Annotated in this window: 9 protein-coding genes and 1 tRNA gene; 4 read left to right on the forward strand and 6 right to left on the reverse strand. The window is 63.4% G+C overall.

The window, feature by feature from the left end; translation table 11 throughout:
- Nucleotides 1–348: 348 nt before the first annotated feature.
- Nucleotides 349–1,281, reverse strand: a complete 933-nt coding sequence (locus IVB26_RS29935) for a LysR family transcriptional regulator (RefSeq protein WP_247973306.1) — start codon at nt 1,279–1,281, stop codon at nt 349–351.
- 149 nt (nt 1,282–1,430) lie between these two features.
- Between IVB26_RS29935 and IVB26_RS29940 the strand changes: the two genes are divergently transcribed.
- Nucleotides 1,431–1,682 (forward strand): DUF2937 family protein, encoded by a 252-nt coding sequence (locus IVB26_RS29940; protein ID WP_247968661.1) that lies wholly within the window; start codon nt 1,431–1,433, stop codon nt 1,680–1,682.
- Nucleotides 1,683–1,952: 270 nt separating this feature from the next.
- A complete protein-coding gene (locus IVB26_RS29945) occupies nt 1,953–2,597 on the forward strand; it encodes a site-specific integrase (protein WP_247968662.1) in 645 nt (214 codons plus the stop codon).
- A 61-nt stretch (nt 2,598–2,658) separates the two neighbouring features.
- Here IVB26_RS29945 and IVB26_RS29950 read toward each other — a convergent pair.
- The 5 genes from IVB26_RS29950 to IVB26_RS29970 form a co-directional block, all read right to left on the reverse strand.
- Nucleotides 2,659–2,734 (reverse strand) — tRNA-Lys (locus tag IVB26_RS29950).
- 167 nt (nt 2,735–2,901) lie between these two features.
- Nucleotides 2,902–3,477: a Spy/CpxP family protein refolding chaperone gene (locus IVB26_RS29955; protein ID WP_247968663.1), complete on the reverse strand. Its 576-nt coding sequence runs from the start codon at nt 3,475–3,477 to the stop codon at nt 2,902–2,904.
- A gap of 195 nt (nt 3,478–3,672) precedes the next feature.
- A complete protein-coding gene (locus IVB26_RS29960) occupies nt 3,673–4,677 on the reverse strand; it encodes a TRAP transporter substrate-binding protein (RefSeq protein ID WP_247968664.1) in 1,005 nt (334 codons plus the stop codon).
- A 284-nt stretch (nt 4,678–4,961) separates the two neighbouring features.
- Complete coding sequence (locus tag IVB26_RS29965; RefSeq protein WP_247968665.1) at nt 4,962–6,524, reverse strand: 2-isopropylmalate synthase; 1,563 nt, start codon at nt 6,522–6,524, stop codon at nt 4,962–4,964.
- Between the two features lie 1,513 nt (nt 6,525–8,037).
- Nucleotides 8,038–8,301, reverse strand: a complete 264-nt coding sequence (locus IVB26_RS29970; protein ID WP_247968666.1) for a hypothetical protein — start codon at nt 8,299–8,301, stop codon at nt 8,038–8,040.
- Between the two features lie 317 nt (nt 8,302–8,618).
- Between IVB26_RS29970 and IVB26_RS29975 the strand changes: the two genes are divergently transcribed.
- Nucleotides 8,619–9,854, forward strand: coding sequence for an SMP-30/gluconolactonase/LRE family protein (locus IVB26_RS29975; RefSeq protein ID WP_247968667.1), 1,236 nt, complete (start codon nt 8,619–8,621; stop codon nt 9,852–9,854).
- A 248-nt stretch (nt 9,855–10,102) separates the two neighbouring features.
- The gene (uvrA, locus tag IVB26_RS29980) at nt 10,103–12,613 is read left to right on the forward strand and encodes an excinuclease ABC subunit UvrA (protein ID WP_247968668.1); all 2,511 of its coding nucleotides are present in this window, start codon (nt 10,103–10,105) and stop codon (nt 12,611–12,613) included.
- The last annotated feature ends 85 nt before the right edge of the window (nt 12,614–12,698 follow it).

Consider the following 12,698-nt stretch of genomic DNA (forward strand, 5'->3'; position numbering starts at 1 on the left):
CGAGATGGCGGTTCGGCCGGATGACTAATGACCCTTTAGGCGTTTGTCAGCCAGATGGATGCGGTGTTGGCGAACCCGTGTACACGGTGCCGACGGAATATAGCGGGCCTGCAGAGACTTCCGGGATGAAAATGCTAAATAAGCGTTCCGCTTTGAGAGACACAGAGTTTCGTATCGCGCGACGTCTATGGATTGGGCGGCAATTTGCTACGGACAGGCCGAGAAAACGCTAAGCCAATGGACGCACGAATCATGCGACGAGCAGCAGGCAGACGCCTTCCCTTTCCAAATTCTTCGTAAGGGTGTCCCTGCGCATTCGTCATTTGCCGTGGAAGGTAGCGGCCAGTACTACCCGCCCCATCTATGCGATGGTTCAGGCCTGTCCGGGTTTGCCGCAGAAGCGGAGAGCGAGTTCACCAGGAACTCCGTGAATGCGCGCAGCTTGAAGGGCATATACCTGGCCGGCGGAAACATTGCATAGACCGACATTTCCGGCGCGCGATAATCAGCCAATACTTCCTTCAGGCTGCCGTCGTGCAGACACGTCTGGACAATGAAGTTTGGGAGAAGAGCGATGCCGCGCCCTTCTAATGCCGCGTCCCGTAGTATTTCTCCGTTGTTGCTGGACAAATTCCACTCGACTGGGATCCAGTGATCACCATCCTTCCCGGCGAGCTTCCACTGAGACCCGGTCGCGAGATATCCGTAGTTCAAGCACTGGTGAGTGCGTAAATCTTTCGGCCGCTTGGGAATGCCGGCTTTCTCTAGATAGTCGGGAGAGGCGCATATCGCCCTCGGCGCAGAAGCGATCTGCCGCGCGACGACGTTAGCTGGCGGCGTGTCGGTGAGGCGAATGGTCACATCGAACCCTTCCTGGACCGTATCCAATTGCTGATCGCTTAGGATCAGCTCGACTTGGAGGCTCGGATTGCGAGCCATGAACTGCGCAATCATTCGTCCGAGAAACTTGGTACCAAACGACATAGGCGCGTTTACGCGAAGCACGCCGCGCGCCTCGACCTGGAATTGAGATAGGGATCTTTCTGCGTCGTCGATTTCCGCCAGGATCGCAATACATCGCTCGTAGTAGCGGTGGCCTACCTTGGTAGGTGTTGCGTTTTGGGTGTTGCGATTGAGCGGCTGAACGCCGAGTTCAACTTCAAGATCGATGACGTATTTGCTCACAGCTGATCGGGAAAGTCGCAACTCTCTCGCCGCTTCACTCAGGCTGCCGCGGTCTACGACCTTGATGAAAGCTTTCATGTTGGTCAGCTTATCCAAACTCGCCAAGGCGCTCACTACCGTTTCCGCTGGGACGGCCGTCGCATCGGCCGGCTCTACGACTTCGCCGCCGATCGGGACATCGATCGCGACGACATCATGTCGAGATCGATGGCGGCCTGATCGAAATCATCTCGCGGAGGTCCGGAATGCGTACTTGGCTTCTCGTTGCTATCTCCGCCTTCCTGGCCATATTGGTCGGTCAGGCGCCCGAATTCGCGCAGCAATACGCGCAGCGGCTCGGCGGCGCCATTGCAGAACTGCAACGCATCGTCGATCACTTCGACGAAGATTCCCGGCGCTCGGGATACGATCGTCAGGGAGCGCTCGCCCTCATGGGTCGAAATGCCGAGCGTTACCTCCAACACCCCGCGCGCGAAATGCACCAGCCGCAGAAATAGCCGAGATTAGCGGACCTCTGCGACGGGCCAATCGGCATAGTGGATGCGATAAGATAGGCAACGGGGCGAGCGAGGATAAGATAAAGAGTTCGCCCGCCTGACGCGTTCCAACAGGGAGCCTCGCATCGGGCGCTTTAAGCCGCTCCACCACGAGTCAGACATGCAGGTGAATACAAGACTGCGCCGGAGTTCACTGGCCTCGCGGCTTCGACCCGCCGCGCGTACCTTGCCTATATCAAGCTGATCGAAAACGAGTTCGGCGACCTACCGGTGGCCGCTCTGGCCGACCGTCGCGTGCGCGGCGAATTCAAAACCTGGCGCGACTCGTTCGCCGAAACACCACGCAAGGCCGACTACGCCTGGACGACGCTGGCGCGCGTCATGTCGTTCGCAAAGGACCGCGGCATCATCGCAACCAACCCATGCGAACGCGGCGGCCGCCTCTATGTGGCAGACCGCAAGGACAAGATTTGGACCGAGCAAGACATCGGCGCGGTTCTCGCAGTGGCATCCACCGAGATCCAGCTCGCGCTGATCTTGGCTTTGTGGAGCGGGCAAAGGCAGGGCGACCTGCTGCGCCTACCCTGGTCGGCCTACGAGAGCCCCTACATTCGCCTTCGCCAGTCGAAAGGCGGCCGCCGGGTCGCGATGCCCGCAGGCGCACCCTTGAGGACCCTACTCGATGCGACGAGCCGCCGGCGGCCGCTTATCCTCACGAACACGCTGGGCCGGCCCTGGACGTCCGATGGCTTTCGCACGTCGTGGGGAAAGGCTTGCGAGCGTGCCGCAGATTGCGGCCGTCACGGGTCACTCGTTGAAGGACGTCGAGCCATTCTCGATGCGCACTATCTCGGTCGTGACATTCAGCTCGCAGAAGCTGCGGTGTTGAAGCTCGAAGCGAGAACAAAACTGTAAACGGTGGTGTAAACGGCGCTAGTTTTGCCGTGTGCTCAAACCGCTAAGTGTTTGATTTATATGGTGGGCGCACCAGGGCTCGAACCTGGGACCCGCTGATTAAGAGTCAGCTGCTCTACCAACTGAGCTATGCGCCCGAAGGCCGGTCAAAGCCTTGCGAGGCCGGTCGTTTAGCAAAGCGATCCGGGTCTGGCAAGCGATCGGACGCAAGTTTTCCAAGGTTCTTCCACTGGCCCGGAAAAGCGAAAAGCCGCTGGATTCCAGCGGCTTCGCCAAGGTTAATCGTCGCAGAATCCCTGATGGCTCAGAGCCGGCCTTCGCGATCGCGGTCCGGACCGCCGTCGCGCTCGAAACGGTCGTGGTGGAAATGGTCCATGCCGCGTTCCATGAAGTGGCGGTGCCGTGGGCCGTCCTCGCCGCCGCCAAACGGGCCGCGGTGGCGGGTCAGCACGGCGAGGCGCCGTTTCTGGCCCTCGTCCAGGGTCTTGTAGAGCGGATCGGCGGCATCGGCGATCTTCTTCAGCGCCGCGGAGCTGGCGCCCATGTCCTCGGCGCGCTGGCGCAGACGGGCGATCGGATCCTCGGGCTTGTCGGCATCGCCCGGCCCGGCATTCATCCGCGCATTGGCGCGGTCGATGCGCAGCTTGGCGAAATCGCGCACGGCAGCCTCGACCGGCGGCCATAGCTTCTCCTGATCGGCATTGAGCTTCAGCCCGGCATGGACGGCGGCGATCCGCGCGTCGACGAAGGCAGCGCGGTCTTCCGGGTTCATGCGGATGTGGCGGACGTGCTCCATCCACGGGCGATGAAATTGGGCATAGACCGCGCCCGAGCCGGCAATGCTGAGCACGGCGATGGCGGCGATGGTGAACTTCCTCATCCGAACCTCCTCTGGAAGGATGTCCATGAAGATGGGCGCTGGACGGCTGACACGCAAATTACAACTTGGACAGGAAGCGCGGCCTTACCAGGGTCTAACGGCCGATTTTATCTCTAGCCGCGATCGGAAATCATTCGCAACAAAAAGGCTTCCGTGCAGACGGCACGGAAGCCTTTCGTCGATCGTTCGGATGGATCAGTTCGTCGCGCTCTTGGCTTCCTTGAGGAATTCGTCGATCAGCGGCTGGCCGATACGGCCGGCGGCGTCCTTGTAGACCGGCTCCATCGCCTTGCGCATCGCCGCGTCCTGCTCGGGCGTGAGCTTGATGATCTCGCTCTTGCCGCTCTGCTTGATCTCGGCGAGAGCGTCGTCGTTTTCCTTCTGCGACTGCGCGTTGCTGAAGTCGGTCGCTTCCTTCATCGCCTTGGTGAGCTGGTCGCGGATGTCGGCCGGCAGATCGTCCCAGAACTTCTTGTTCACGATCACGACGTAGCCAATGTAGCCGTGATTGGTCTCGGTGATGTACTTCTGCACCTCGTGCATCTTCTGGGTATAGATGTTGGACCAGGTGTTCTCCTGGCCGTCGACCACGCCGGTCTGGAGTGCCTGGTAGACTTCCGAGAACGCCATCACCTGCGGCAGCGAGCTGAGCGCCTTGAACTGGGCCTGCAGCACGCGCGAGGACTGGATGCGGAACTTGACGCCCTGATAGTCCGCCGGCGTGACCAGCTTCTTGTTGGCGCTCATCTGCTTGAAGCCGTTGTCCCAATAGGCAAGGCCGGTGATGCCCTTGGCGTCCAGCAGCTTGAGCAGCCGCGTGCCGAGCGGGCCTTCCGTCACCTTCCGCAGCGTCTTCAGGTCCGGAAGGATGTAGGGCAGATCGAACACCTCGAACTCGCGGATGCCGAGCGGCCCGAATTTCGAGTTGGACGGTGCCAGCATCTGCACGCTGCCGAGCTGGAGCGCCTCGAGCTCTTCCTTGTCCTTGTAGAGTGTCGAGTTCGGATAGACCTCGACCTTGACCTTGCCGGCGGTGTACTTCTCGGCCAGCTCCTTGAACTTCTCCGCGCCCTTGCCCTTCGGCGTGTCGGTGGCGACGACGTGGCTGAACTTGATGATGATCGGCGATTGGGCCGACGCCGGCCCGGCCAGCCCGATTGCCAATGCCGCGATGGACGCAGCGATCGCGAAGGTGCGCATAGTCTCTCCCCTGTTATTATCTGAGCCGCCCGGCGCGCGGGCGGCCAATGCTTATGCCGGCAGCATCAATACAGGCCGTCGGTCCGCGCTGCTATTGGCCGTTAGCAGGGCTGGTATTCACGCTCACCGCGAACGCAACTGCACTCCCTCCCCCGCTTGCGGGAGAGGGCTGGGGAGGGGGTGTTTCCGCATCGGAACAGCCCCCGTGAAGAGCGCCCTCACCCGGCGCCGCGCCCCGACCTCTCCCGCGAGCGGGAGAGGCGCAACAACCCGCAGCTTCCTTGTCAGCTCGCCGCGGCCGCGGTCACCGTGTCGCGCTGGCGCTTCATGACGATCTTGTTGAGCGCGCCGAGATAGGCCTTGGCCGAGGCCACCAGCGTATCCGGATCCGCCGCGCGTGCCGTCATCGCACGTCCCTCCTGCGACAGCCGCACCGACACTTCCGCCTGCGCGTCGGTGCCTTCGGTGACCGCGTGGACCTGATACAGCTCGAGCTTGGCCTCGTGCGGCACCAGGCGCTTGATGCAGTTGAACACGGCGTCCACCGGACCGTTGCCCTCGGCCTCCTCGATCTTGATCTGGCCGTCGACGTCGAGCTTCATGGTCGCGCGCTGCGGGCCATGGGTGCCGGCGATCACGGTCAGCGAGGTCAGCTTGATGCGGTCGTGGGAGGCCGCCATCTTTTCGTCGACCAGCGCCTCGATGTCCTCGTCGTAGATGTCCTTCTTGCGGTCGGCCAGAGCCTTCATCCGTGTGAACGCATCCTCCAGCTGGTTCGGGCCGAGCTTGTAGCCCATCTCCTCCAGCTTGTGCACGAAGGCATGGCGGCCGGAATGCTTGCCGAGCACCAGCGAGGACTGCTTCAGGCCGACCATTTCGGGCCGCATGATCTCGTAGGTGGAAGCGTCCTTCAACACGCCGTCCTGGTGGATGCCGCTCTCATGCGCGAACGCGTTCCGGCCGACGATCGCCTTGTTGTATTGCACCGGGAACGAGGTTGCCGCCGAGACGACCTTCGAGGCGCGGGTGAGCTGGGTGGTATCGATCTTGTTCCAGTAGGGGAATTTGTCGTTGCGCACGTTGATCGCCATCACGATCTCTTCGAGCGCGGCGTTGCCGGCACGCTCGCCGATGCCGTTGATGGTGCACTCCACCTGGCGCGCACCGCCGACGACGCCGGCCAGCGAGTTCGCGACCGCCATGCCGAGATCGTTATGGCAGTGCACGGAGAACACCGCTTTATCTGAATTCGGCACGCGCTCGATCAGCGTCTTCATGAAGTGGGTGTATTCCTCCGGCACCGTGTAGCCGACAGTGTCGGGGATGTTCACCGTGGTGGCGCCGGCCTTGATCACGGCCTCGACGATACGGCACAGGAAGTCCATCTCGCTGCGGGTGCCGTCCTCGGCCGACCATTCGACGTCGTCGATCTGGTTGCGGGCGCGCGCGACCATGGCGACCGAGGTCTCGAGCACTTCTTCCGGCGTCTTGTTCAACTTCACCCGCATGTGCAACGGCGAGGTCGCGATCACGGTGTGGACGCGGCCGCGCTTGGCAAACTTCACCGCTTCGGCGCAGCGGTCGATGTCGGCCGGATGCGCGCGGGACAGGCCGGCGATGACGGAATTCTTGGAGCGGCGGGCGATCTCGCTCACCGCTTCGAAGTCACCCTGCGAGGTGATCGGGAAGCCCGCCTCGATGACGTCGACGCCCATATCGTCCAGCAGCTCGGCGACCTCGAGCTTTTCCTCGAAGGTCATGGTGGCGCCGGGGCATTGCTCGCCGTCGCGCAGGGTGGTGTCGAAAATGATGACGCGGTCCTTGTCGGACTTGTTCGCGGTGGCCATTTCAAATTCCTTTTGAGCTTTTTGCGCCGTTCAATCTTCTGGGCGCTTGAGGTGTCCGGTGATCTCGACCAACCCCTGAGCGCCCAGGCGCGTGGCGCCCAGCCGGCCCTCAGGGGCAAGTAAGAAGAAGGCCGCCAATAAGGAGGGTGGGCAGCAGCGCGGCCGGGATCGTGGCGGCGGCCAGAGCCACCTCCCCCGAACCCTCGATTTGGCCGCGAATCAGCATTGCCAGACCCTTCTGAGCCCACGAATCCTCGGCCAAAACCGTTGACGGTTGGTTGCCGGGAGGCTCATTGGCCTGTTTCTAGACGAAAAATGGCAGCAACCGCAACGCCAAAAGATGGTCAGGGGGACTGACCTGGTTGCTTGCGCCCCTCGCTCCTTGTGTCCCGGACGCGTTGCGGCGCAGAGCCGGGAGCCAGAAGGCGGCAGGCCAGAACGCGGCGAGATGGGCCCCGGCTTTGCAGCGCACTGCACCGGACGATGCTTCGCATCGCTGGAAGCGTTGCGCTGCGTCCGGGCCACGAAAGTGGAGTGGGACGCACGCCCTCACCACATCGTCATTGCGAGGAGCCCTTGCGACGAAGCAATCCAGAGTCTTTCCGCGGAGGGATTCTGGATTGCTTCGTCGCTTCGCTCCTCGCAATGACGGAGGATGAGGTGACAAGTTGCTTCCCCAAGTGACGCTGTCATTCCCCGCGAAAGCGGGGAATCCAGTACGCCGCGGCTTCTCGGTTCGATCACGACCGTCTCGGAGTACTGGATCGCCCGGTCAAGCCGGGCGATGACACCACGTGTATGGCGGCAGACATAGCTCTTCGATCTCGCGGCTTGAATCACCCGAGCTTTGCTTGATCACTCCACCCTCAAAATCCAAGAGGGCGCAGGAAGGCCGGGCGCCGGCTGGCACCCGCTTGTCCGTCGTGCGATGAGAATGCACACGCAATGCACAACGGATGACAGGTGAAGCCGGAAACGTCCGGCCTTCCCTGCGCGATGTTTGACGGCGTATGGCGCGCTCTCCCCGGAGACGAGTTCCTGCTTGCCTCCGTCACCTCGCGAATTGGCGGTGCGCTTCGCCCGGTCGGGCGGCCCGCACCTCCGCAAGGCTTGGCTGTAGCAACGACAGCCAGGACCACGCGATTTGGCCGTACGCTTCAGCGCCGCTCGTCCGCACGCGGCCGGGACCTCACGGGATTGATCCCGCCCTGTTCCCGCCTCTCGTGCACGACGCTGCCGCGTCCACCGCTCCCCGATCCGCGGTTCGAAACGACGTACGACCGCCCCTTTCGCCGGATCAGGATGGCCGACACATACGCCGAAACCGAATTTCGGTAAAGCGGAATATTTGAGCGAGTTTGATTGACCAAGGGCTGGCGTGTGTTGCCCGTCGGGCAGCGCAAGGTCTTGTAGCCCGGATGGAGCGCAAGCGTAATCCGGGCTTGGTGCGGCAGGCACAAAAGTCCCGGATGTCGCTTCGCTCATCCGGGCTACGGCCTACGAGAACATCGAGCTATCCCGCGCGGCGGGCGCGGGCCCTCGTCTCCCAACGGTTCAGCATCTGGCCGAGCTCACCGTTGACCACGGGTATGACGGGGATGGCGCTCGCGATCTCGTTGGTGTTGGCGGGCGCGTTGGCGGGGAGCCAATCCGGCTCGTTATACTCGCGCCAGCGGCGTGCTTCCGCACGTCGTTTGTTGGAGATGAATTCACGCGTGAAATAGCCGGCCGCAAACGCGATTCCCAGCAATATGATCAATACGATGACGCCAGCCACAATCAACTCCGTCCATCGCCCCCGGACGGTTTCTGCGGGGCAATGCGCGCGAAATCAAGGCACCAAGCGCGCTCCACCCCGCGCTTCGCACCAAGAAAATTATTGCTCAAACCCGCGGAACATTTTCGAGCTTTGGTGGTGGCGCAACGCGGCTCCGAATGCGCGTCCAATTCCACTGCATTCGAATATGACCGGATTGCGACCCGACACCGCGTAAAGGATGCGATTCCACCCCTCGCAACCGGCTGTGGACCGCATTAACCTGCGCTCTTGCTCGGCCGGATCAACCGGCCAGCGAACATGATCGGGAGGACGCGATGACACGCCAAGAGGCTCGTGACAAAGAGCAGCGTGACCAGGATGCTGCGCTTTCACGACGAACGCTCGTACAGGGACTTGCAATCGGTGCGGCCGCCATAGCCGGAGCCGGCTCCGCATTGGCACAGACCGGACCCGCCGCACCGCCGACCACCATCACCACCCCGCCGCGCGATTTCAGCCCGCGTGGTGCGCCGACCACCTATTTCTGGGACCCCGACATCATCGCGGTCGATCCGTCCTTCAACGATCTCGCGCAGCCCAACACGGCAATCAAGCGCCTGCACACCGGCCTGCTGTGGGCGGAAGGGCCGGCGTGGAGCGCGCAGGGCCGGTATCTGCTGTGGAGCGACATTCCCAACAACCGGCAGATGCGCTGGAGCGAGGACGACGGCCACGTCAGCGTGTTCCGCTCACCCTCGAACAATTCCAACGGCAACTCCTTCGACTTCCAGGGCCGCCAGCTCTCCTGCGAGCATCTGACGCGGCGGGTGACGCGCTATGAGCATGACGGCACCGCCACCGTGCTGGCGGACTCCTATCAAGGCAAGCGGCTGAACTCGCCGAACGACATCGCTGCGCATCCCGACGGCAGCTACTGGTTCACCGATCCACCCTATGGCGGTCAGCTCTACGAAGGCGAGCCGGATGCGGAGGGCGGCCCGAGCAATGCAGGCGGCAAGCTCAATCCGCGGATCGGACAGCCAGCCGGTTTCACACCAGGCAAACGCGAGTTGCCGACCAATTGTTATCGCATCGATCCCTCAGGCCGTATCGACCTCGTCGTCACCGAGGACCAGGTGCCGGATCCGAACGGGCTGTGCTTCTCGCCCGACTACAAGAAGCTCTACATCGCCTCCACCGGCAAGGGCCCGGGCGACACCGGGCCGGGCGGCAAGGGCGAGATCTTCGTGTTCGACGTCGGCGCCGACAACAAGCTCTCCAACCACAAGAAGTTCAGCGATTGCGTGATCGACGGCGTGAAGTGCGGACCGGACGGCGTGCGCTGCGACGTTAACGGCAATGTCTGGGCCTCCAGCAATGCCGGCCGCGCCGTCGGCTACAGCGGCGTGACGGTGTGGTCGCCGGAGGGAAAGCTGCTCGGCCGCATCCGCCTGCCGGAAGTGTGTGGCAACGTCGCCTTCGGCGGCCCCAAGCGCAACCGCCTGTTCATGGCGGCGAGCCAGTCGCTCTACGCGGTGTACACGGCGACGCAAGGCGCAGGGCCCGGCTGAGACGAGAGTTACCGCTATCGTAGGGTGGGCAAAGCGAAGCGTGCCCACGATCCCTTAGATACGGAACGAGGTGGTGGGCACGGCGCTCTGCGCCTTTGCCCACCCTACGGCACTGAGCCAAGCACGATCGAGCAGGGCGCCTCGAAGCCGCCGGCGCCCGCCGCTTTCTACAGCACTCCCCCATGGCGTCATGGGACCCATCCTGCGATCCTGCCGTTGATCCCTCACGGGGAGCCGGAGGAGGCGAGATGGACGATCGACCAAGACAATCCGACAGCCTGATGCAGGATGACGGCTTCGTGCGGGTGCGCGGCGCGCGCGAGCACAATCTCAGGAACGTCGACGTTCGCATTCCTCGCAACGCGCTCGTCGTGTTCACGGGCGTGTCGGGCTCCGGGAAATCCTCGCTCGCCTTCGGGACGATCTACGCCGAGGCGCAGCGGCGCTATCTGGAGTCGGTATCGCCCTACGCGCGGCGGCTCTTCCACCAGATGCAAGTCCCTGAAGTCGACGACATCGAGGGCCTGCCGCCCGCGGTCGCGCTCCAGCAGCAGCGCGGCGCGCCGACGACGCGGTCATCCGTCGGCAGCGTGACCACCATCTCGAACCTGCTCAGGATGCTCTATTCCCGCGCCGGCGATTATCCGCGGGGACAACCGATGCTCTATGCGGAAGCATTCTCGCCGAACACGCCCGAGGGGGCCTGCCCGACCTGCCACGGCATCGGCAGGATGCTCAACGTGACCGAGAAGTCGATGGTGCCCGACGACACCAAGACGATTCGCGAGCGCGCCGTCGCGGCCTGGCCGAGCGCCTGGCAGGGGCAGAACCTCCGCGACATCCTGACCACGCTCGGCTACGACGTGGACAAGCCGTGGCGGGAGCTGCCCAAAAAGGAGCGCGACTGGATCCTGTTCACCGACGAGCAGCCGACCGTTCCGGTCTATGCCGGTTACTACGCCATCGAGGTCAAACGCGCCCTGCGCCGCAAGGAAGAGCCGAGCTATCAAGGCACGTTCACCGGCGCCAAACGCTACGTGATGCAGACCTACGCCAAGTCCGAGAGCGCGATGATGAAGCGCCGCGTCGCGCAATTCATGATCACGCGGGATTGCCCGACCTGCCACGGCACCCGGCTGAAGCCCGAGGCGCTCAAGGTCAAGTTCGCCGGCCTCGACATCGCCGAGATGTCGCACCTGCCGCTCAAGCAATTGCATGAGCTGGTCAAGCCATTCGCAACAGCCTCGACGGACAGGTCGGAGAAGACCGTCGTTGCCAGGCGCATCTGCGAGGATCTGTCGGCGCGGCTGACCGTCCTGCTCGACCTCGGCCTTGGCTATCTCGCCTGCGAACGCAGCACGCCAACGCTGTCGCCGGGCGAGTTGCAACGGTTGCGTCTTGCGACGCAAGTCCGCTCGAACCTGTTCGGCGTCGTCTACGTGCTCGACGAGCCCTCCGCAGGCCTGCATCCCGCCGACACCGAGGCGCTCCTGCGCTCACTGGACCGGTTGAAGCACGCCGGCAATTCGATCTTCGTGGTCGAGCACGAGATCGAGGTGATCAGTCACGCCGACTGGCTGGTCGATGTCGGGCCCGACGCCGGGGAAGGCGGTGGATCCATTCTCTATAGCGGGCCGCCTTCAGGGCTTGGCGAGATCGAGCAATCGCGCACCGCCCATTACCTCGCTCGTCCGCGCAAGAAGCTGCCGGCGGTCCGCCGCGAGCCGAAGGGACATCTGAAGCTCAGGGGCGTGGCCCGCAATAATCTGCGCGGCCTCGACGTCGACATTCCGCTCGGAATCATCGCCGGCATCACCGGCGTGTCCGGCTCGGGCAAATCGAGCCTGATCAGCCAATTCCTCGTCGATACCGTGGCCGCGCATCTCGGCCATTCGCTTGCCACTGACGCAGACGACGGCAGCCTGACCCCAACGGTCGAGACGATCGGCGGCAAGATCATTGCCGGCCTCGACCAGGTGAACCGCCTCGTCGTGGTGGACCAGAAGCCGATCGGCCGTACGCCTCGCTCCAACCTTGCGACCTATACCGGCCTGTTCGACCATGTGCGGCGGATGTTCGCCGCGACGCCGCAGGCAAAGTCCCGCCGCTACGATGCCGGACGCTTCTCGTTCAATGTCGCCAAAGGACGATGCGCGACCTGCGAGGGCGAAGGCTTCGTCTGCGTCGAACTGCTGTTCCTGCCCAGCGTCTACGCGCCCTGCCCGACCTGCAAGGGCGCCCGCTACAACGACAAGACGCTCGAGGTGAAGATCCGCGGGAAATCCATTGCAGACGTGCTGGCGATGCGCGTCGACGAGGCCTTCGACTTCTTCGAGGGCGATGCTGCACTGAACCGGTCGCTGTCGGTCGTCCGCGAGGTCGGCCTCGGCTATATCCGCCTCGGCCAATCCGCCACCGAATTGTCCGGCGGCGAGGCTCAGCGCATCAAGCTGGCGACCGAGCTCATGCGTCCGCAACGGGGCCATACGCTCTACATCCTGGACGAACCAACGACCGGGCTGCATCCACGGGATGTCGAGCGGCTGATCGCCCAGCTCGAACGGATCGTGGACGCCGGCAACAGCGTGGTCGTGGTCGAGCACGACATGGACGTCGTCAGTCACAGTGACTGGGTCATCGATCTCGGCCCCGGCGCCGGGGACGAGGGCGGCCGTATCGTCGCATCGGGAACGCCGGAGCAGGTCGCCAAAGCCGGCGGGAAGACGGCGCCTTATCTGGCGCGCCGCCTCAAGCAGTAGCGTTCAGCCTCATCGTCATGCCCGGGCCTTCGCCTCGCCGAAGCGGCTTCGGCCGCGCAGGCGGGACAAGCCCGGCCATGACGTC

Origin of the sequence: Bradyrhizobium sp. 195, assembly GCF_023101665.1 — a bacterium.
Taxonomy (GTDB): domain Bacteria; phylum Pseudomonadota; class Alphaproteobacteria; order Rhizobiales; family Xanthobacteraceae; genus Bradyrhizobium.